Genomic DNA, 21428 nt, shown 5'->3' on the forward strand with positions numbered 1-21428 from the left:
CGCCGGCCCCAAGCGCCGGCAAGCAAGGGGAGCCCTCGATGAAGTCTGTTCGCCTCGGATTGATCACCACCTTCGCCGCCGTGCTGGCCGGCACTATTGCCGCTGCTGCCGCCCCGGCCAGCGTTTCAACCAATGTCAATGTGCGCTCTGGCCCCAGCACGCAGCATCCCGTTGTCGGTTCGCTCTTTGCCAACAACACCGTAGATGTCGGCCAGTGCAGCGCCGGCTGGTGCCAGATCTCGGCCGGGCATGTTGCCGGCTGGGTCTCGAGCGACTTCGTCGTTATTGGCCGGCAGGCGCAGGTCGCGCCGCGTGGCAACGGCTTTGGCGAACCCGGCTTTGACGTCGAATTCAACTTCGGCGGTCCTGGCCGTCCCTTCCCGTCCCCACCGCCAGCGCCACCGGCACCCCCGGTCTACGATGATGAGGAAGCCGGCGCCTGCTTTTATACCCGCCCCGATTTCCGCGGTGAGCAGTTCTGCGTCACCGAAGGCGAAACCTATGACTACCTGCCGGGCCTGTGGGACGACAGCTTCCGCTCGGTCGAAATCTATGGCGGCGCCCGGGTGGATGTGTGCCGGGACGAAGAGCTTTCAGGCGCTTGCGCCACGCTGCGGCGCGACACTGCCCGGCTGCCGCGCGAACTCGACCGCCGCATCTCCTCTCTGGACGTTTACTAAGGTCTAGAGAGCAACAGAGTCTTCGTGCTGGGCCGGAACCGTTTGTTTCCATCATCGTTTGATCAACAACAACAACAGCGTCACTGCCGATCGGCCAAATACGGTTGTCGGCCAAGAATATAACAGGAGTTCAAGGATGAACCGCTACAACCGCAAGCTGCTGAAAACCGCGGCTACGGGTATTGCCGTCGCAGCCACCGCCGTGATCGTGTTCCTGCCCGCAGCTGCCCAGGCAGCTCCCGGTACCGTGACGAGCAACATCAATGTGCGTTCGGGCCCTGGCGGCAATTATGGGGTAGTGGACACCGTGCGCGCCGGCACCAATGTGGATGTGCAGCAGTGCGAAGGCTCCTGGTGCTATATCGCCAAGCCCGGCCCGGATGGTTGGGTTTCGGCTCAGTATCTGAGCGCAGGTGGTCGTCCCGTCAATTCCGGCCAGCCCGGCCTGTCCTTTGGCTTCTCCACTGGCCCCGGTGGCCCACAGATCAATATCGGCGTTGGCAATGAAGGCCGCAATCCTCCTGGCCGTCCGCGCCCACCTGCCCCGCCCGTGTATGAGGAAGAGATCGCCGAGGTCTGCTTCTATGACCGCACCCGCTTCCGCGGCGAAAGCCAGTGCCTTGAGGAAGGCGAAAGCGTGCGCAATCTGGGCGGCTTTGCCGACCGCATCTCTTCGATCGACAATCCCGATGGCCTGCGGGTTCAGGTTTGCGCCGAAGTGAACTTCCGCAATTGCCGCACCTATACCACCAGCGCTTCTTCGCTCGGTGACTACGACGACTACATCGCCTCGATCCGCGTCCGCTGATCCCAGGCTACAGCCACTCCCGGGCGCCATCCTACGATGGCGCCCTTTTTCACATCCAGGATTCCGATAAACCTTGGCCTTGGCCCGGTGCCGCGCTAGTGTCCCCGGGCCCAGCCTTGTTGTGGAACAGCGTCATGCCTTATCTTCTTCGCACTCTCGTTTTCCTCGCCATTGCTGGCTTCTCGCTGGTCGCGGGCGCTTTGCCTACGCTCGCAGCGTCCGAATCGGGCAGCCTTGCCTGGACTACCAAGCCCGCGACCCTCCACCAGGGCCCCGGCCGCGAATATCCCATCCTGGGCCAGATTCCGGCCGAACAGCGCATCAAGGTGCTGCGCTGCCAGCGGGTCTGGTGCATGATCGATGGCCCCGGCGGGCGCGGCTGGACCTCGATCCACGCTGTCGATTTCGGCAAGGATCCCCGCGGCATCGAGTGGAACGAATGGACCTTTGAGCGCCCCGCCCCCAAGCAGGTCTGCTTTTATGAGGGCGAGAATTATACCGGCGGCGCGCTCTGCCTCGACCCCGGCACCAAGATCGAAGACCTGCTGCTGATCGGCGCCGATAACCGCTATTCCTCCGTGCGCATCGAAGGCAAAGTCGCCGTCGCCGCCTGCCGCGACCGCTTCTTCCAGAGCTATTGCGAACGCATCACCCACAGCCAGCCCCGCCTCGATCAATACCTCAACAAGGCCCTCTCCTCGATCGAAGTCTACTAACCAGCGCCACGGGCCCTTCCTTCACCTCCCCCTCGATGGGGGAGGCCGGGTGGGGGTGCGAGAGCCCCAGTGCCTCGGCCCTGCCGATATAGTCCCTACATCTCAGCATGCCCCCCGGCTCAGCCCGGCGTGACACCAAGTGCAGGACGCCCTCATGCAATTCCCCACCCTTCGGCCCCTGCCCTTCCCTCCCCTTGAGGGGCTTCGACCCGTCCGCGTCAGCGGCCGTGGAGGCGAGAAGGCCATGAGAGCTACGCTCGAATGGCCGAGGGGGTGCAGGCCCGCCGCAGCTGAATCGCAGGTATACGCACCAACCCGCCCAAATGGCCTCTCCCGCGCACAAGAGCTAAGACTCCGGCCCTCCCTCCCCCTTGAGGGGAGGGCCGGGGTGGGGGTCCTTCGGTTCCATCACCGACTGATCAACCCCCAAAAACCCGGGCACCGGCCCAACCGGGCCCCACCCCACGACCCCCTCCCTTAATCCCTCCCCCAAGGGAGGAGGGAGGCACCAGCCCCAAGCTCGGCAAGAGCTGAAGAAATCCAAAGCGTCACACCTCCGCCTTCTCCTCCGCATCCGCGATCCGATCCATCACCGCTTCGGGCGACACATCCCGCTCGAGCTCGCTGAGCTCGTCATCGGCCTCCGTATGGATATCGAGCTTGCGGGCAATCGCACTCACCAGCTCGATCAGCCGCGTGGTTTCATGCTCGTTGAGCAGGCTCACCTGCAGGTCGAGATCGGCCCGGATATTGTCCTCCGCCGCCATCCGGTTCTGGTTGATCAGCACGAACGTGCTGAGGAAAATCGCTTCCACCGACGCTTCCATCGCCAGCACCACCAGCGATGGGTCCCAAGGCTCCATGATCGGCAGCCAGCCCAGATTGACGCTGATCCACAGCCCGAAGAACACGATGTGGATGTAAACAAACATCATCGAGCCGGCGAATTTGCTGATCGCCGCCGCGGCCCGTTCCTCGAGCGAGGCCGAGCGCGCGCTTTCGCGCCGCCGCTCCATGATGGCATCGATATTGCGCGTCAGCGCGGGGTTTAATCCCTCGGCGGCCTTTTTGGTCGGGCTATTCGCCTCGGGCTGGTTTTGGCTCATCTGCTCGAACTCCGTTGTCGCCCCCACAACGGCCAGCCCTGCCCTTTGTTCATCGGGGCAACCGGCATCAACACTGCGTGCTCCTGCCACCTGCTGTCAGCACCCCCGTTCCGTCTCCGTTCGCGACCTGCTAAGACGGGGAACGTTGCAATTTGCGGCACCGTTTCCCACATCAGGTGCCTTCCCGAGCATTGGTGTCTTATGGCCGACAAGTCCGCACGTCCCGGCAAAGCCGAGTTTTCCATCGACGATTTCCTGGGTGAGATCGAAAAGGCCGAGGACCTCGCCGCGAGCAAACCCCTCTACGCCGAGCGCATGCGCAACAAGCGCGCGCTTGATCGCGCCGATCAGGCCGCCGCCGCTGCCGCCGACGAGGCTGCCAAGGAAGCCGCCAAGCCCAAGACTGCGCTCGAAAAGCGCCGCACCACCAAGTCCTCGCACGACACCGTCACCGGCATGTCGCCCAAGACGGGTAAGACCAAGATCAATTCCGTCGTCCGCCCCGATTTCTCCGGCATGGGCGAAGCCCCCCAGGCCGGCTTCGGCCACGTCCCCTCCGCCAAGGCGCTGAGCGCCCGCAAGATCACCGGCGCCCCTCATCCTGAGGAGGCGCAAAGCGCCGTCTCGAAGGACGCCGATCCCGAGGCCACCGCCGAAATCCGCGCGGCCCTCACCGCCGCCACCAAGAAGGCCAGGGCCAAAAAGAACGAGGACGTCTCCAACGCCCAGACCGTGGGCGTCACGGCCACCGTCAAGGCGCTCGAACAGATCATCCTGCATGGCCGCAAGGAAGTGGAAGGCTCCTCCCCCTGGATGCCCCACAAGGCGCAGAACCGCCTCGAAAAACGCGCGCCCCGCCGCCCCTTCCGCATGGTCACCGACTACCAGCCCGCCGGCGACCAACCCACCGCCATTGCTGAACTGGTGGAAGGCATCGAGAATGGCGAAACCGATCAGGTCCTGCTCGGCGTCACCGGTTCGGGCAAGACCTTCACCGCCGCCCAGGTGATCGCGCGCACCAATCGCCCCGCGCTGATCCTCGCCCCCAACAAGACCCTCGCCGCCCAGCTTTACGGCGAGTTCAAGAGCTTCTTCCCAGACAACGCCGTCGAATATTTCGTGTCCTATTACGACTACTACCAGCCCGAGGCCTATGTGCCGCGCACGGACACCTATATCGAAAAGGAATCCACCATCAACGAGCAGATCGACCGCATGCGCCACTCGGCGACCCGGGCGATCCTCGAGCGCGACGACGTCATCATCATCTCCTCGGTCTCGTGCATCTACGGCATCGGCTCGGTGGAAGATTACACCGCCATGACCATCGATGTGCAAAAGGGCGAAAAGATCGACCAGCGCGAGCTGCTCGCCAAGCTCGTCGCCCTGCAATACAAGCGCGGCGATACCGGCTTTGTGCGCGGCACCTTCCGCGTGCGCGGCGACACCGTGGAACTCTTCCCCGCCCACTATGAAGCCGCCGCCTGGCGCATCACCCTCTTTGGCAACGAGATCGAGTCCATCACCGAATTCGATCCGCTGACCGGCAAGAAGTCCGCCGACCTCACCTTCATCCGCGTCTTCGCCAATTCCCACCACGTGACGCCGCGCACCACCATGAACCAGGCGATCAAGCTGATCCGCGCCGAGCTCAATGCGCGCCTGCAGGAGCTCAACGGCGCCGGCCGGTTCCTCGAAGCCCAGCGCCTCGAGCAGCGCACGCTCTTTGATCTCGAGATGATGGAAGCCACCGGCTCCTGCGCCGGCATCGAGAACTATTCGCGCTACTTCTCCGGCCGCAAGCCCGGCGAGCCGCCCCCGACCCTCTTCGAATATCTCCCCGACAACGCCCTCGTTTTTGTCGACGAATCCCACGTCACCATCGGCCAGCTCGGCGCCATGTATCGCGGCGACCTTCGTCGTAAGGCAACATTGGCCGAATACGGCTTCCGCCTGCCCTCCTGCATGGACAATCGCCCGCTCCGCTTCGAGGAGTGGAACGCCATGCGCCCGCAATCGGTCTATGTTTCGGCCACCCCCGGCTCCTGGGAAATGGACCAGACCGGGGGCGTTTTTGCCGAACAGGTGATCCGCCCCACCGGCCTCATCGATCCGCCCGTCGAAATCCGCCCGGCCAAGACCCAGGTCGATGACGTCATCGACGAGATCCGCCAGGTGGCAAAAACGGGCTACCGCACGCTCTGCACCGTCCTCACCAAGAAAATGGCCGAGGACCTCACCGAATACATGCACGAACAGGGCATCCGCGTGCGCTACATGCACTCGGACATCGACACCATCGAGCGCATCGAGATCATCCGCGACCTGCGCCTCGGCGCCTTCGACGTCCTTGTAGGCATCAACCTCTTGCGCGAAGGCCTCGATATTCCCGAATGCGGCCTTGTCACCATTCTCGATGCGGACAAGGAAGGCTTCTTGCGCTCGGAAACGTCCTTGATCCAGACCATCGGCCGAGCCGCGCGCAATGTCGACGGGCGGGTGATCCTTTACGCCGACAACATCACCGGCTCCATGGAACGCGCGCTCGCCGAAACCAATCGGCGCCGCGAAAAGCAGATCGCCTATAACGAGGAACACGGCATCACGCCCCAGTCGGTGCGCTCCAACATCCACGACATCGTCGACAGCGTCTACGAGCGCGACCACGTCACCGTTTCGATCGGCAAGGGCCGCGACGGCAAGGAACAGCTCGCCGTGGGCGAAAACCTCGCCGCCGTGCTCAAGGACCTCGAACGCTCAATGCGCGAAGCCGCCACCAACCTCGAATTCGAAAAAGCCGCAAGGCTCAGGGACGAGATCAAGCGCCTCAAGGAAATGGAACTGGATACTTTATCCGGCGAGGTTTCTTAGTCACCTACCGCGCGGTCTAGCTCCAGCCCCTCGGCTCCTGCCCTCCCTCCCCCTTGAGGGGCTTCGAGCCGTCCGCCAAAGCGGCGGATCGCTCCAGTGGAGCGATCCGAGGTGAGAAGGCCATGAGAGCTATGCTCGAATGGCCAAGGGGTGGGGGTCCGTCGGCGCCTTCACCAAACTCCGAGCAGCCACCGCCAAAGAGCCCACAGCCCCCGGCACCGCCAGTGCCCTCCTCCACGACCCCCTCCCTCAATCCCTCCCCTCAAGGGGGAGGAAGCCCCAACTCATCCGCTCCTGCCCGCAACGAGAGCCCCAAACCCGTCGGCCCTTGCCCTCCCTCCCCCTTGAGGGGCTTCGAGCCGTCCGCCAAAGCGGCGGATCGCTCCAGTGGAGCGATCCGAGGTGAGAAGGCCATGAGAGCTATGCTCGAATGGCCAAGGGGTGGGGGTCCGTCGGCGCCTTCACCGAACTTAGAGCAGCCCCACTGCCAAGAGATCACAGTCCCCGGCACCACCGTGCCCTCCTCCACGACCCCCTCCCTCAATCCCTCCCCTCAAGGGGGAGGGAAGCCCCAACTCATCCGCTCCTGCCAACAACGAGAGCCCCAGACCCTCGAATGGCGAAGGGTCGGGTCCCTCGCTGGCCCCGATCCCTCCGCCAAAAACCCACCCTAAGACTGTCCGCCCCCGACACCCCCGCGCGTCCTATGCTGCCGAACCCGGAGCCAGGTTTATGCCCCAACCCGCCCCCGCCAGCGTCGATCTCTATCTCGCCGCCCAGTCGCCCGAGGCGCGCGCCATTCTCGAGCGCCTGCGCGCGATCATCCACCGCGCCGCGCCCGAAGTCGTAGAATCGATCAAATACGGCATGCCGCTGTTCCGGTGGAACGAGCGCTATCTCTATCTGGGCGCCTGGAAGCACCATATCGGCCTCTACCCGATCCCGCCCCTCACCCCGGAGCTGGAAACTGCCCTCGCCCCCTTCCGCGCCCACAAGGACACGGTGCAGTTCAGGTACACGGAGCCGGTGCCGTATGAGGTATTTGAGGGGCTGGTGCGTACAAGGCTTAAGACGTCACCATCTTAGAAGTGACTTATACACCTACCCAGAGGGCCCGGCAGCCCATTTCAGGGTTTGAGGAACAAGTCCTCAAATGAGGAGGTCACCTGATTATATTGCCCTAGCTGCTGGTTGACGTAACGATGGGACTCCGCAGCGTAAAACTCAATATACCGGTACATGTAAGATTCCCGGAAGTAATCAAGAACCCACTCATCTGTAAGTTCACTGCCCGAAGAATCCTGAACTACTAGATGCCCGTTCCTCGCGAAAACATGGAGTTCTTCAAACTTCAGCCCCCCTCGTTCCGCGACCTTAAAGAAAAACCGCTCGTCAGCATTGTCGTCCAACTCAACATCTTTTCTGCTAGTTGGTTTTCCGAAGCCCGGAAGATTCTGCAGGCTCTCTACGAACTTGTTGAAGTTGTTACCTGTACTCAGTGTAACCATAACAGTCTTCGTAGTTCGGGCCTTTGAGCTGCCGCCTTTAACTGGCTTGCCCTTAAGGGATCGCTCCCTCCGGGGCTGACAGCTAAAGCGCTGCCCCGAGTGTGAAAGATAACTTCTACACCCAACCTCCTCAACGGGCAGGTCAAAAAACCCGTTAAACCTCGTTCTCATTGGTATGAGGTACTTTTCGCGAAACAGGTCAGGGTCCATCTCAGCAACCATAGGGAGGACTTCATCATTGTAACGCTCCGCGAAGTGCGTGAATAAAGCCTCGATGTTTCTATTAGCCACACGAGAGACGCAGACGGCTGAAAAGTATTCCTGAAAGCTCCGATGTATAAAGTTGTAGTGAATTCCATCCTTCTTTATCAGACACACGTTATCAACAAGGTCTTTCAAAAATTCGGCCGAACTAACTGAGAAATCCTCAAATCGTGTCGCCTTGTCGATCTGCGCCAAGATATTGCCCTCGGTATCCTCCGTAATGCCATCGTAGTAAGTGCACAGGCAGAAATAAGAGAGCAAGCGGATAAATTGCTGTTTGTCGAGGTCTGTATTGTACTTTCTTATGTACCCACCTCCTTTAACAGTATCATGCCGATGATACAAAGCATCAAAGGCAAGTTCGTAGAAAGCAGACATCTTGTTCGGAATATCGGGGTTCCGAGCAATGGTCAGTAACATCATATATGCCAGCAGCGGATTCGATAGAAAGCTCTCGTGGCTTTTGTATAAGCCGCCCTTAATTCTCTTCAAAAGCCTGGACTTCGACGTGTCGTCATATTGGGCCCTGGCGATCAGAAGCTCAGCCTCCTTCTGCAACATAGGCAACACCTCGACGTGCTCAAACTGGTGCCAGCCCCGAAACCGGTCATCGGGTCTACTAGTAAGCACAATTGTCAAACGTGGATTGTTCTCTCTAAGCTGCTGCACCTGGAACTCAACTTCCTGCCTCTTCTCTGGGAGGATTTCGTCAAAACCATCTAGGAAGATAACGATCTCACCTTGCTTTAGCGATCTGTCGAAGTTGGCCTGTGAGATTGTCGCACCTGTTCGCACAACAGAGTGGTACAAAAAGTCGCGGATATTTAGGTTGGTGGCAGTGTTCACCTGCCGGATCTCAATGAACAGCGGTATCCTCCCATCGCTGTCCTCTAAGAAGGATATCCAAAGATACTTCATGAAGAACGATTTACCTCCGCCGCCCGTACCGGCAATGATAAACGACTTTCCTGATGATTTTATTTCCTCTACCAAGTTATACTGATCGACATCTTGACCTCCCTTCTGGAAGCGTTGATCAACATAAATGGAAAGCAGGTTTACTGGGGACTCATTGAGAATTGTCTTAGTGTTAAGACATTTGTCGAACACCACTTCAATGTGTTCCCTAAGGTCGGTCTCCACATCTGAGGGCTTTTTCCCTAGAGCAGGCGCTCCCTTATTGAAAAGTTTCTCTACTAAAGAGCCGAGCAAGCCTTGGAACCCTTTAGCAGCCACAGTGGTAGCGAGCGCACCTATTGAGATTGGTTCGGCAGCCATTTTCCCTCTTAGACATTCAAGTCACCGTGTGCGTGGATGCTATCAGGCGGCTGGCCATAGAGTCTTGCTATCTCAGGCCGTTTTCCAGAATTTTGTAATTGACTGTTCAGTCGTAAGCCGAATGCAGTCGTTGTCACGTTGGTTACTTGGTTACGGATATTGGTCTAGCAGATTCATTGTTGCATCGCGAAGCGGTGAGCACAGCCCATTCCGCTAACAGGCACGAAGGCGTCCCACTTCTCAGCTACCGTTCTTCTTGAAACAGCAGGCTCTTACCACCTTATCCCCGCCCCCTGCCCTTCCCCCAAACTCGCGGCTCCATCCCCCTGGAGCCGCCCATGCCCATTCCCGACAAAACCATCCCCTACGCCAATCTCGCCCGCTACGAGGCCGTGCGCCCGCGGCTGCAAAACTTCGTCGCGCGGCTCAAAATCCTGGGTGAGCCCGACCAGCCCGCCTCCCCGGTGGAAAAAACCCTCGCGGCCGAGCTGATCCGGGAAACGAGGCGCACCACTTCGCGCGACGGGTTTGGCCGCGCCCTGCCCCTGCTGCAGCCCGGCGCGCCGCACACCCGGGCGGCGCTGCTCGAAAAACTGGCGGAAGCGGAAACGGCGCTCGGGGCTTTCGCGGCCCTGTATTGCCGGGGCGAAGGCGAGGACGCGCCGCGCTGGCGGCTCGACCCCTGATTTTTTGCATTTTGAAGGGTCGTTCAGGACGCGGGGAAACCCGTTCACAACGCGTTCAGAACCCGTTCAGTTTGCGCCCCCAGCCGTTCACTTATCCCCGCCCCCATCGCGCCATGCGATAGTGCCTTCATTCCCGCCGAAAACACGCGGCGCCGACGAAGCGCCGGGCGGGAGGTGTGGACTGTGCGGGGTCGCCCGGACAGCCGTGGTTTGCCGACTACCGGCCGGTTCCTGGCCCGTTTGCTCCCAAAAGACCGGGGGCGGCGGGCCGGCCCAAACCCCTCCCTGCGGGGAAGCCGCTCGAGGCGCCACGGTCCAAAAATCCACGCGTGCGGTGCGGCTTTGGCCTCACTCTTTTGACCACCCCGATGAGGCGAAAGCCGCGCCGTGCCGTGCCTGCCCGACTCACTCGAAACCGCGCGGCGCCCGGCCGGGCGGCGTCCCCGCTTGCCTGCAACCCAAGCCCCCTCCGCCCCGTTCGGTTGGCAACGCAACAAGGGAGCCAAATATGGCCAACGACCAGCAGCACACCGACAAAACCCCGGACGAAGTTGAAGACCGCATCTGGGAGCTGATGAAAAAGATCGATTTTTGCATGTTCACCACCTGGAACGGCACCGAACAGCGCTCGCGGCCCCTGTCGGCACGCGTGTTCCGCGACGAGCATGCCGTGTATTTCCTCGTGGATGCCAATGGGCACAAGAATATCGAGATCGAGCAATATCCGCAGGTGTCCTGCGCCTTTGCCGACAATTCCGGCCACAAATATGTAGCGATGAATGGCCTCGCCTCGCTCAGCAATGACCGCGCCAAGATCAAGGACCTCTGGAGCGACATGGACAAGGCCTGGTGGGACAACGAGAACGATCCCGATATCCGCCTGCTGACGGTGCGCCCCGACGGCGCCGAGCTCTGGGACAGCCCCAACCAGCTGGTCGCCACCGCCAAAATGCTCACCGCCGCCGTCACCGGCGCCAAGCCCAGCTTTGGCGACAACGCCAAGGTGGATCTTTAGGCCCCAGGGCTGTTCGGGCTGGCTTACAACCAGCCCGACAATTCCCGCCGCACCATGGCCTCGATCATGTCCATGCCACCCGGCGAGTCATTAAGGCACGGGATATAGGCAAATTCCTCGCCCCCCGCCTCCATGAAGGTTTCGCGCCCCTGCATGCTGATTTCTTCGAGCGTTTCGATGCAGTCCGCGGAAAACGCCGGCGCGAGGATGGCGATTTTTTTAATCCCCTTGCCCGGCAGCGCCGCTAAAGTCACATCCGTATAGGGCTCGAGCCACTTGGTCGGCCCGAACCGGCTTTGGAAGGTGACCATCAGCTTTTCTTTGGGCCAGCCCAGATATTCGCGCACCAGTCGCGTCGTCTTGTAGCACTGGCAGTGATAGGGGTCGCCCCGCTCCAGATACTCCACCGGCATGCCATGGTAGGAGGTGATCACCAGGTCCGGCTCGAACGGCAAGGCGGCAACGCCGTCGCGGATCGAATTTCCCAATGTTTCAATATACTTAGCGTCTTCGAAATAGGCCGGAGCCGTGCGCACGGCCGGCTGCCAGCGCATCTCGCCCAGCGCATCGAACGCCTTGTCATTGGCGGTCGCCGTGGTCGTCGCCGAATATTGCGGATAAAGCGGCACCAGCAAGATCTTGGTGCAGCCCTGCGCCTGCAGCTTTTCGAGCACGCTCTTGGTGGAAGGATTGCCATAGCGCATGGCATAATCCACCACCACGCCCTCACCCGACATCCGATCGGCCAGCGCTTCGGTCTGGTTGCGCGTGATCACCCGCAGCGGGCTTTCATTGGTGCGCTGGTCCCAGATCTGAGCATAGGCATGCCCGCTTTTCTGCGGTCGGAATGAAAGGATCACGAGGTTGAGGATCGGCCACCACAACCATTTCGGCGTCTCGATCACCCGCGGATCGCTCAAGAATTCCTTGAGATAGCGCCGTACGCTCCAGTAATCGGTCGCGTCGGGCGTGCCGAGATTGAGCAGCAGGACGCCGATCTTTTGCTCTGGCACAGGCGGATGGTTAGGCGGCAGGTGATCGGACATGTCAGCCAGTTTGGAAGGATTCTAGGCTGGCGCACCATAGTTCTTCCTGCCGCGTGCGCAAGGCGGCGATGGGTCGCGCTAAAGGCTCGCCAGCAACAAAAGCACCCCAAATCCCAGCACCGCAAAGGCACCGAGCAGCTCGGCCCACCACACCACGCTCGCAGTAACGGGATTATCAGCACCCCCGAGGCGTTTGGCGAGGCCTTTTGCGCCTACCGCGACGCTGGCCAATGCCGCAACCGTGATCGCCGTACCCAGCCCCATCAGGAACACAGCCGCAATACCGGCCGCCAGCACGCCCTGCGATAGGGCAAACACCATCACCACCAGCGCCCCCGAACAGGGCCGCAACCCTACCGCCAGCACCACGGCAAGCTGTTCACGCCAGCCACCGCTCGTTGCCTGCGGCGCTACGATATGCGCGTGCCTGTGAGCAACATTGCTAGGCGCGTGTGCATGCCCGCGCTCGTGCGCATGATCATGATGATGATCCTGATCGTGATCGTGATCGTGCCCCCAGCCCAGCAGCTTGCGCAACACCAACCACAAGCCCAGCAGGGCAATCAGCCCATAGGAGCCGATGCCGATCCAGTTGGCGGCATTGCCCATGGCGAGGCTCGTCATCCCCAGCGCACCGGCAGCCACGAGCACCAATGCGACGGCGACAACGGATTGCAGCATTGCCGAAACCACGCTCAAACGGATGCCGCGGCGCAGCTGGGTCTCGTTGGCCAGCATATAGGATGAAATCACCACCTTGCCATGCCCCGGCCCGGCTGCATGAAACACTCCATAAAGGAAACTGAGACCACCCAGCAGCCAGAATGCCGTCCAGTCGCTGCGCACAGCAGCAAGCGAGGCTGTCATGGCCTGGTAGAAGTTCCTTTGCTGCTGCTGCAGCCAGCCGAAAAAGCCGGACCGCGGCAGCGACAAGCTCGGCTCTGCGGGTGGGCCTCCAAATGGCGTCGCCGGCCGGGCCTGCGCCATGGCTTCAGCCGCCTGGACAGCGCTGGCAGGCTCAACCCCCGCGCCACCTGCTGGGCAGGTGATCCGGATCAACCCTTGCGTGCCGCGCATCGCGGCGGCGAGATCCGGTGGCAGTTCGAGCACATCGGGCCCGAGGGCGTAGAGGCGCTCCTCGACTGCCCGATCCATTGGCCGAGGCGGCTCGACAGCGGCAGCACAACCGGCTGGAGCGTTCTCTAGGTGCACACTGCCGGCATCGGGAACGGTGATCGCGACGTAATATTCTGGATCATAGATGCCCAGTTCAAATCCGTCGCGGACCTCCTCTGGGGTTTCCGCCAGGACGGAATAGCTGAGGGTCGTTTTTCCGTCCGCATAAACCATGCGCTGGTCGCCCGCGGCCTCCCAGGCCATGGGCGCATCCTGCGCGCCGGCGAAGGTGTAAAAGCCGAATTCCGCGAGCCCAGCCAGGTTCTCGTCGGCAAGCTCCTGCAACTCCTCCGGACTGGTAATCCCATCACCATCGGTGTCGAGGCCTTGAACTACCCAGCTGGAGAAAGCGGCATCAAAGGTCCAGTCGTGGCGCAAACCTGACACGGCGCCATTGCCATCAAAGACAATGGTGACTTGGGCGTCGATGAAAATATGGGGATGCGCGACCGCCGGCATTGCGCCGACCAGCACCAGGCTGGCTGAGGCCAGAAGGGGTTTGACGGTGCGGCGAATGGTGGGCACGTTCATAAGATCAGGCAATGGGGTGAACCGCAAACCAGTCCACCAAGTGGTCGATTAGGGCGCGCACTTTGCCCGCCAAATGCCGGCGATGCGGATAGACCGCTTGCAGTGTCTGCCCGGTGGGCAGAAATTCAGTCAGCACGGGCGTCAATTCCCCTTTGGCGACCACTGGGTCTGCGAGATAAGAAGGCAGCACAACGAAGCCGAGGCCCATAGTTGCGGCCTGCCGCGCCGCCAGGGGCGAGTTGACCCGCAACGGCCCGGTCACTGGCACCGATATGGTTCGCCCCTCTTCGGTGAAGCGCCAGTTCGATTGCCCTTGCAGGTTTACGTCAACGATGCAGGGCAGCTTGCGCAGATCCTCAGGATGTTGTGGCGTGCCGTGGTTCTTGAGCAGCGCCGGAGCGGCGCCCACCACCACATGCATGTCAGCAATCTTGCGGGCGATCAGCGAGCTATCGGCCATAGTTGAGATGCGCAGTGCAACGTCGATGCCTTCGTCAACAAGGTCGACATAACGATCCTCCAGCCGCAAATCGAGCGTCACCTTGGGGAACTTGAGGAGATAGGAGAAGATCGCGGGAGCCAGCGTATCTTCGCCGAAGTTGCGCGGCGCCGACACGCGCAGCATCCCGCGGGGCTCAGCGGTCTGGTCGGTGATGGTTGCGTCGAGCTCGTCCAGCTGTTGCAGCAGCGCGCTGGCTTCCCGGTAATAAGCTTCGCCAGCTTCGGTGAGGCTCAACTTGCGGGTGGTCCGGTTCATCAGCCGGACGCCGAGGTAATCCTCAAGATCAGTGACATATTTGGACAGCAATGCCTTGGAGCGTCCATGCTCTCGCGCTGCCGAAGAGAAGCCGCCGGCGTCGAACACCTGCACGAAGGCACGAATGCGGGCGAGATCTTGGGTCATGGGCTCCGAACGCACACAGCAGGCTCGGATGTCGGCATAAACTATCCGGTACAAGCGAACAACAAGCCGTCTTGGCCGTTGCACGATTAACGATAGGATGCTTGCTTGTTCGACGTATCCAAGGAGTTCGGACTATTTTCCCACTCATGGCCAAACCTACATCCAGTTCCACGCTGTACCGGCTCATCGAAGCGGGTCAGTTGGCGCATAAAGCCTTGCTGACTCCGTTGCTGGAACGCGGATTGGAGCCGGGGGATGACGCCGTGCTCTTTATTCTCGGACGGGCAGCGACGCTTGAAAGCGATCTTGCCAGCGAACTAGGGTTGGACGAAGCCAGCCTGGCTCCTCGCCTGCGCCGGTTGATCGAGCGCGAGCTTGTCGGCCAGCAGGCGGTCGGGCCGGAGCTGGCAGTTGGGGTCGCCTTGACCGAGCGTGGGATCCGGATCCGCAACAATCTCGCCGACCACTGGGCCCAGCTCGAGGAAGCGCTGATCGGTGAGCTCAAGCCCAAGCAGCGCAAGAAGCTGGCCAACACACTTAAGCGCTTCGTTGAGCTGCTGACCCTCTAAGCTACCAAGATGACTGCGGTATTCAGCTTGGGTTCATCGGCAATGGTGTTCTCTGCCGCCATCGGCAGGTGATGCCGGACGACAAGAGGAGTGGAGCAATGGCCTTAAACAAGAAGCTCTTGGCTAGCGGTTTCGCTGCTTTGGCGCTGCTGGGAACCGCGGTAGCAGCTTCCGCAGCCCCCGCATTTGCCAGCGCCAATGTGAATGTGCGCTCGGGCCCTGGCACCGGCTATGCCGCAGTAGACAGCCTGCAGCGCGGTCAGCCGGTGGATATCGATTACTGCCGAGGTAGCTGGTGCTATGTAACCAAGCCCGGTCCAGATGGGTGGGTTTCCGCCAGCTACCTGGAACGCGGCCGCGATCGGGGCCCAGGCTGGGATGATCGTGGCTGGGACCGCCCGCGCGGGTGGAATCCTCCCCCGCCGCCCCGCTGGCACCCGCCCCGTCCGCCGCGTCACTATGACGACTATCGGCCCTATCGGGTGTACCCAGCCGAGCCGGACGCAAGCTTCTGCTTCAACGGCCCCAACGGTTACTTCTGCGCCGGCAGCTAGCCCGGCTGGAGCGCCGCCCCTAGGCGGCGCTCCTTTTACTCGACTCGCAAGCGCTCCACATCGATCCCATGCCGCTCCAGCGGCTCGCGGATGCGTCGCGACAGGAACTCGTTGAGACCATAGACGGCGAGCGCGCCGACGACGATGGCGATGCCAAAGCCGCGCAGTCCGTCCTGGTTGGCTGCAACAATGGCACAAAACAGCGAAGCGCCCGCGACACCGAGTAACATCCAGCCCTTGCGCTCGCCCGCCACCCGCAGATTGCGGGCGCCGGAGTGCAGGAGGTCGCGCAGCTCACTGTCGCTCATTGCCGCCAGCCTGGGGTTGCTGCGCTCGCGTCGGATGGTCTCGATATAGGCATCCACCCGCCGCAGCGTCAGCGCTTCGCGTCGGTCCGTGCCTTTGCCGCCAGCGAAGAGCTTCAGCCCGCCTCCAACAAGCAACAACACCAGCGCCAGTTCGATCAGCCAGATCATCACCCCTTCTCCTCTGCCTTCAGTCCTTGCCCGGCAAAATGGGTTCAACGGCCACCCGCTTGCGCCAGCTTTCACGCGCCATCACCACCAGCCCGGCGGCCACGATGATCGCCGCCCCCAGGAGGGAAATGAAATCGATCATGTGCCCGAAGACGAGCACGGACAGGAAAATGGCCCAGGGCAGCGAAAAGTAGTTGAACGGTTGCACAACGCTTGCGGGCGCCAGGGTCAGCGCCTGGACCATCAGCCCGTGCCCGATACAGGTAGTCGCCATGATGACGAGCACCAGCCCAACGTCTGGCCAAGCCATGGGCTGCCAGAAGAACACGCCAACTACGCTGGACAACACTAGTCCGACAAAACCGGTATAGGCCATGCTGGTCGCCGCGCTGTCGTGCCGGCTGACCTTGCGCGTAATCACGATATAAAGCGAATACAGCGATGCTGAAGCCAGGGCATACAGCACCCCCCAGTCAAGGGGCAGGCCACCCGGGCGCACGATGATCATCGCCCCGGAAAAACCCACACCAACCGCAACAAGGCGGAAAACGCCGACCTTTTCACCCAGGATGGGAATGGCAAACAAGGTCACCATCAGCGGGTAAACCAACGAGATGGCCTGCAGTTCGGCCAAGGGGACTGACCGCAAGGCCATGGCGAAAAACCAGATCTCCACGATCAGCAGCGTGCCGCGCAGAAGCTGCCAAAGAGGCACCTTGGACGACAGCGCCTGCCGCAGGGGCGCCTGCCGCAGCACCAGCACCAGCGAGAAGGCAGCAAAGCCCCAGAACCGCAGCATCGTGGTCTGGAACGGGGAGTAGTTTTGCACCAGCACCTTGGAGATGGCATCCTGCACGCCAAACACCGCGATGGTGATGAGCGTCAGCATCATGGCTCGTCCGATTTGATCAGGCTTGGACTGGGCTATGACAGCGGACATGACGACGGCTCGCGCAAGATGGGAGCACCGCCGGCCGGCGCCTTCCGGCGTGAGCCATAGCGCAAGCGGTGAGTGCGCGCCACCGGACACTCGCCTCGCAGCTTTCCTCGCTGGCTTGTAAAATCCTGCCTACGCACCATGTTCTTGTGTGGTTGAAGCAGGCGGCAGAAGCGGCCTATGGTCCCTTCCCGTCCCCTAGCCCAGCACTTATGACGAATCACACAGTTTTGCCGCCCTCTCCTCCTGTCGCCCTGGTGACCGGCGCCAGCGATCGCATCGGCGCTGCAATTGCCCGCGTGCTGGTGCAGGCAAACCACAAGGTTGTGGTTCACTATCGCTCGGGCGCACAAAAGGCGGAGCAACTCTGCCGCGAGCTCAACCGCACCGGCTCGGCCATTGCCGTTAAGGCCGATCTGGCCGTGCGCACCGAACACGCCAACCTTGTTGCAGCCGCAACTGCCGCCTTTGGTCCGCTCACCGTGCTGGTCAACAATGCTTCGGTGTTCGAGCCCGACAGTGCGCGTGACGTAGACGAAGCCCTGTGGGACACCCATTTCGCCCTGCACGCCGAAGCGCCGGTGTTTCTGGCCCGTGACTTTGCCGCGCAACTGCCCGAGGGCACTCGCGGCAACATCGTCAACATCGTCGACGAGCGCGTACTGCACCCCTCACCTGCCTATTTCAGCTACACCCTGTCTAAGGCCGTACTATGGACGGCAACCCGCACCTTGGCGCAGACCTTCGCGCCAACTATCCGGGTTAATGCCATTGGCCCGGGCCCTGTCCTGCCCCATGCCGGCCAAAGCGCCGAGGAGTTTGACGCCGAGATCGCGAACCTGCCGCTGCAGCTGCATGCGGGCGCTCAAGGCATCGCCGATGCCGTACTCACCCTGCTCAACAACCCGTCCATGACCGGCCAGATGCTGTTGCTCGATGGTGGCGAGCATCTCCAATTTCTGCCCCGAAACGCTGCTACGCCACGAAGATGACCGACGATACCCCAACCGGCGCACCGCAGGCTTGCGGCCCCGATGTGATCCGCGCCTTTGTGCGCACGCTCCCGGCCGCGCCTGGCGTTTACCGCATGCTCGATTCGAGCGGCGAAGTGATCTATGTCGGCAAGGCGCGCAGCCTCAAGGCACGCGTCTCTAACTATACCCGACCTGAGGCCCTGCCCGTGCGCATCCAGCGCATGGTTGCGGCTACCTGCTCCATGGAGTTCGTGCGCACTGAAACCGAGAGCGAGGCCCTGCTGCTTGAGGCCAACCTCATCAAGCGGCTCAAGCCCCGGTTCAACGTGCTGCTGCGCGACGACAAGAGCTTCCCCTATATCCTCATCGCCACCGATCACGAGGCGCCCGAGCTGATGAAGCACCGCGGCACCCGGCGGCGCCAGGGGCACTATTTCGGCCCCTTCGCCTCCGTTACAGCGGTCAATCGCACCATCGCCAGCCTGCAGAAGGCGTTTCTGCTGCGCAACTGCTCGGACAGCTTCTATGCCGCCCGGACGCGCCCATGCCTCATGCACCAGATCAAGCGCTGCTCCGGGCCGTGCACGCGTGAGATTTCGCTCCAGGACTATGGCGAGCTGGTGCACGAGGCCAAGGAATTCCTCAGCGGCCGCTCGCAAAGCGTCCGCGACCATCTGCAAAAGGACATGAATGAGGCGGCCGAAGCGCTTGATTTCGAACGGGCTGCATTGCTGCGCGATCGCCTCTCGGCTTTGGCGCTGATCCAGTCGCAGGGCGATGCCACCGCCAAGAGCGTCGAGGAAGCCGACGTGTTTGCCATCCACCATGAAGGTGGCCAGTTCTGCGTTCAGGTGTTCTTTTTCCGCGCCTTCCAGAACTGGGGCAATCACGCATTCCGCCCCCGCGCCGACGCCAGCATGTCCGATGCCGAGGTGCTCGAAGCCTTTGTCAGCCAGTTCTACGAGTCACGGACGCCGCCCAAGCTGGTGCTGCTGAGCCACGAGCTCAGCGAACCCCAGCTCATGGAAGAGGCCCTGTCCTCTCGCGCCGACTACCGGGTCCGCGTGCAGACGCCACAGCGCGGCGAAAAACGCGACCTCGTCAATCACGCCCTCAACAATGCCCGCGAGGCACTTGGTCGCCAACTGGCGGAGGGCGCCACCAACCGCACCTTGCTTGAAGGCGTTGGCGAGATCTTTGGCCTCCAGGAAGTGCCGCGCCGCATCGAGGTCTACGACAACTCCCACATCTCGGGCACCAATGCCGTAGGCGCCATGATCGTGGCGGGCGAAGAGGGCTTTTCCAAAAAGCACTACCGTACCTACAACATCCGCTCCACCGACATCACCCCCGGCGACGATTTCGGCATGATGCGCGAAGTTCTCACCCGCCGCTTCAGCCGGCTTGCCGCCGAAAGCCCCGACGACGCGGAGGACGAAGCGACCGGCATGCCCGATTGGCCCGATGTCGTATTCATTGACGGTGGTGCCGGCCAGCTTAATGCGGTGCGCGAGGTCATCGCCAAGCTGAACCTGCCCAAGGACGTGACCTTTATCGGCATTGCCAAGGGCGAGGAGCGCGATGCCGGCCGCGAAAAATTCTTCATGGAAGGCCGGGATGCCTTCATGCTCCCTCACCGTGATCCGGTGCTGTATTATGTGCAGCGCCTGCGCGACGAAGCCCACCGCTTCGCCATCGGTACTCACCGGGCCCGCCGCAAGAAGGACGTGGTCAAGAACCCCCTCGACGAGATCGAGGGTATCGGGCCCACCCGCAAGCGGGCCCTGCTCAATCATTTCGGTTCAGCCAAGGCGGTGGGCCGGGCTTCCTTGCAGGACTTGGCAGCAGTGCCGGGAATCTCCGATCAAATGGCGCAGATGATCTACGACCATTTCAACCCGTGGAGTGAGAGCTCCGGGATGCAGCCTTAGCCATAAGACTGAGCTCAAGGCCCTCGACTCCTCTGGAAACCCGCGCTAAGCTTCGGTTCATGATCAGCGCCGCCACCTTCTCGTTTTGGTATTTTAGCTATCCGCTCCCGGCGGAGGCTACCGCGCGCTTGCACTGATCGCGACACGATCCAGTCAAACCCGAAGCCAGCCGCCCCCAACAGGCGGCTTTTTTGTTGGCCGCCTTCCCCTACCGAGGACCAACAATTGCTCAAATCAACTGACGACCTGCGCATCACTGCCATCACCGAGATCGCGACCCCCATCGAGGTGATGCGCCAGCATCCCCGCACCGATGCCGCGACCCGCACCGTGCTGAGCGCCCGCCACCAATTCAGCAACATCCTCAAGGGCAGCGACGACCGCCTCGCCGTTGTCGTTGGCCCCTGCTCCATCCACGATCCTTTGGCCGCCATGGACTACGCGCGCAGGCTGGCGGCGTTGCGGGACCAGCTCGGCGACCGCCTGCAGCTGATCATGCGCGTCTACTTCGAAAAGCCCCGCACCACCGTGGGCTGGAAGGGCCTGATCAACGATCCCAATCTCGATGGCTCCTTCGACATCGATACCGGCCTGCGCACCGCCCGCAACCTTTTGCTCGAGATCAACAATCTCGGGCTCCCGGCGGCGTGCGAATTCCTCGACATGACTACCCCGCAATACATCGCTGATCTTGTGTCCTGGGCGGCCATCGGCGCCCGCACCACCGAGTCGCAGATCCATCGCGAACTCGCCTCTGGCCTGTCCTGCCCAGTGGGGTTCAAGAATGGCACCGATGGCAACACCAAGATTGCCTTCGACGCGGTCAGTTCCGCCCGCGAACCCCACCACTTCCTCGCTGTCACCAAGTCGGGCCGCTCCGCCGTCGCCACCACCACCGGCAATCCGGACTGCCACATCATCCTGCGTGGCGGCAAAGCGCCGAACTATGACGCCGCCAGCGTGGCGCTCGCCGCCGACCAGGCCGGAAAATCCGGCCTGCCGGCGACCATCATGATCGATGCCAGTCACGCCAACTCGTCCAAGAAGCCCGAAAAGCAGCCCGAAGTGCTGCGCGATGTCGGCCTGCAGGTCGCCAGCGGTGATCAGCGCATCATCGGCGTCATGGTCGAATCCAACCTGGTTGCCGGCCGTCAGGACCTCGTGCCCGGCCAGGACCTCGTTTATGGCCAGTCGATCACTGATGGCTGCATCGATTGGGACACAACGGTCGCCGCCCTAAACCATCTGGCGGATGCTGTGACCGCTCGCCGCCAGGCGACCAACCAGCAGGTCGCCTGAACCTGCCGCGCTGCGCCCGGCGTCACCGGACCGCAGCTGCATCAACTGGCACGCGCCTCGACCCTTGACCGGTCGGGCGCCTTCCTGTCTTGTTCGCCC

At 61.8% G+C, this 21428-nt stretch carries 18 protein-coding genes and 1 pseudogene; 12 read left to right on the top strand and 7 right to left on the bottom strand.

Translation table 11 applies throughout. The features are described 5' to 3' along the window. Positions 1-38 precede the first annotated feature (38 nt). The 3 genes from AC3YOG_RS12905 to AC3YOG_RS12915 all read left to right on the top strand — a co-directional run bounded on the left by AC3YOG_RS12905 (position 39) and on the right by AC3YOG_RS12915 (position 2204). Entirely contained in the window at positions 39-680 is a 642-nt protein-coding gene (locus AC3YOG_RS12905; RefSeq protein ID WP_489935366.1) for an SH3 domain-containing protein, read from the top strand. Between the two features lie 136 nt (positions 681-816). Further along, positions 817-1488: an SH3 domain-containing protein gene (locus AC3YOG_RS12910; protein ID WP_172123768.1), complete on the top strand. Its 672-nt coding sequence runs from the start codon at positions 817-819 to the stop codon at positions 1486-1488. Between the two features lie 134 nt (positions 1489-1622). After that, positions 1623-2204: an SH3 domain-containing protein gene (locus tag AC3YOG_RS12915; RefSeq protein ID WP_489888899.1), complete on the top strand. Its 582-nt coding sequence runs from the start codon at positions 1623-1625 to the stop codon at positions 2202-2204. Between the two features lie 548 nt (positions 2205-2752). On the opposite strand, the gene AC3YOG_RS12920 is transcribed toward AC3YOG_RS12915, so the two are convergent. Further along, the gene (locus AC3YOG_RS12920; RefSeq protein WP_489935367.1) at positions 2753-3310 is read right to left on the bottom strand and encodes a DUF1003 domain-containing protein; all 558 of its coding nucleotides are present in this window, start codon (positions 3308-3310) and stop codon (positions 2753-2755) included. A gap of 861 nt (positions 3311-4171) precedes the next feature. On the opposite strand from AC3YOG_RS12920, the pseudogene uvrB reads away from it, so the two are divergent. Then, positions 4172-6154 (top strand): annotated as a pseudogene (gene uvrB / locus AC3YOG_RS12925) (excinuclease ABC subunit UvrB); the annotation flags it as partial. Between the two features lie 759 nt (positions 6155-6913). After that, positions 6914-7267, top strand: coding sequence for an iron chaperone (locus AC3YOG_RS12930; RefSeq protein WP_489935368.1), 354 nt, complete (start codon positions 6914-6916; stop codon positions 7265-7267). Between the two features lie 41 nt (positions 7268-7308). Here AC3YOG_RS12930 and AC3YOG_RS12935 read toward each other — a convergent pair whose 3' ends face one another. After that, the gene (locus AC3YOG_RS12935) at positions 7309-9231 is read right to left on the bottom strand and encodes an NACHT domain-containing protein (protein WP_489935369.1); all 1923 of its coding nucleotides are present in this window, start codon (positions 9229-9231) and stop codon (positions 7309-7311) included. A 338-nt stretch (positions 9232-9569) separates the two neighbouring features. Here AC3YOG_RS12935 and AC3YOG_RS12940 point away from each other — a divergent pair, with 338 nt between their 5' ends. Both AC3YOG_RS12940 and AC3YOG_RS12945 read left to right on the top strand, forming a co-directional pair. Next, positions 9570-9917, top strand: a complete 348-nt coding sequence (locus AC3YOG_RS12940; protein WP_489935370.1) for a hypothetical protein — start codon at positions 9570-9572, stop codon at positions 9915-9917. Positions 9918-10425: 508 nt separating this feature from the next. Continuing rightward, the gene (locus tag AC3YOG_RS12945; RefSeq protein WP_489935371.1) at positions 10426-10932 is read left to right on the top strand and encodes a pyridoxamine 5'-phosphate oxidase family protein; all 507 of its coding nucleotides are present in this window, start codon (positions 10426-10428) and stop codon (positions 10930-10932) included. A 23-nt stretch (positions 10933-10955) separates the two neighbouring features. On the opposite strand, the gene hemH is transcribed toward AC3YOG_RS12945, so the two are convergent. The 3 genes from hemH to AC3YOG_RS12960 form a co-directional block, all read right to left on the bottom strand. Next, positions 10956-11978 carry a ferrochelatase gene (gene hemH / locus AC3YOG_RS12950; protein ID WP_172123784.1) on the bottom strand — a complete coding sequence of 341 codons (1023 nt, stop codon included), beginning with the start codon at positions 11976-11978 and terminating at the stop codon, positions 10956-10958. Positions 11979-12056: 78 nt separating this feature from the next. Next, on the bottom strand, positions 12057-13697 hold the full coding sequence (locus AC3YOG_RS12955) for a HoxN/HupN/NixA family nickel/cobalt transporter (protein ID WP_489935372.1): 1641 nt from the start codon (positions 13695-13697) through the stop codon (positions 12057-12059). Then, entirely contained in the window at positions 13690-14589 is a 900-nt protein-coding gene (locus AC3YOG_RS12960; RefSeq protein ID WP_489935373.1) for a LysR family transcriptional regulator, read from the bottom strand. Before AC3YOG_RS12960 ends, AC3YOG_RS12955 begins: the two co-directional genes overlap by 8 nt. A 146-nt stretch (positions 14590-14735) precedes the next feature. Between AC3YOG_RS12960 and AC3YOG_RS12965 the strand changes: the two genes are divergently transcribed. Both AC3YOG_RS12965 and AC3YOG_RS12970 read left to right on the top strand, forming a co-directional pair. Beyond that, on the top strand, positions 14736-15158 hold the full coding sequence (locus AC3YOG_RS12965) for a MarR family winged helix-turn-helix transcriptional regulator (RefSeq protein WP_173088064.1): 423 nt from the start codon (positions 14736-14738) through the stop codon (positions 15156-15158). A 98-nt stretch (positions 15159-15256) separates the two neighbouring features. Next, positions 15257-15712 (top strand): SH3 domain-containing protein, encoded by a 456-nt coding sequence (locus AC3YOG_RS12970; RefSeq protein ID WP_489935374.1) that lies wholly within the window; start codon positions 15257-15259, stop codon positions 15710-15712. Between the two features lie 35 nt (positions 15713-15747). Here the strand turns inward: AC3YOG_RS12970 and AC3YOG_RS12975 are convergent, their stop codons facing one another. Together AC3YOG_RS12975 and AC3YOG_RS12980 are read right to left on the bottom strand one after the other, a co-directional pair. Continuing rightward, positions 15748-16188 carry a hypothetical protein gene (locus AC3YOG_RS12975; RefSeq protein ID WP_489935375.1) on the bottom strand — a complete coding sequence of 147 codons (441 nt, stop codon included), beginning with the start codon at positions 16186-16188 and terminating at the stop codon, positions 15748-15750. Positions 16189-16207: 19 nt separating this feature from the next. After that, on the bottom strand, positions 16208-17128 hold the full coding sequence (locus AC3YOG_RS12980) for a DMT family transporter (protein WP_489935376.1): 921 nt from the start codon (positions 17126-17128) through the stop codon (positions 16208-16210). Positions 17129-17337: 209 nt separating this feature from the next. Between AC3YOG_RS12980 and AC3YOG_RS12985 the strand changes: the two genes are divergently transcribed. The 3 genes from AC3YOG_RS12985 to AC3YOG_RS12995 all read left to right on the top strand — a co-directional run bounded on the left by AC3YOG_RS12985 (position 17338) and on the right by AC3YOG_RS12995 (position 21329). Then, the gene (locus tag AC3YOG_RS12985) at positions 17338-18117 is read left to right on the top strand and encodes an SDR family oxidoreductase (RefSeq protein WP_489935377.1); all 780 of its coding nucleotides are present in this window, start codon (positions 17338-17340) and stop codon (positions 18115-18117) included. Next, entirely contained in the window at positions 18114-20030 is a 1917-nt protein-coding gene (uvrC, locus tag AC3YOG_RS12990; RefSeq protein ID WP_489935378.1) for an excinuclease ABC subunit UvrC, read from the top strand. Before AC3YOG_RS12985 ends, uvrC begins: the two co-directional genes overlap by 4 nt. Before the next feature lie 225 nt (positions 20031-20255). After that, entirely contained in the window at positions 20256-21329 is a 1074-nt protein-coding gene (locus AC3YOG_RS12995; RefSeq protein WP_489935379.1) for a 3-deoxy-7-phosphoheptulonate synthase, read from the top strand. The last annotated feature ends 99 nt before the right edge of the window (positions 21330-21428 follow it).

Source organism: Devosia sp. Z6_126 (genome assembly GCF_058133495.1).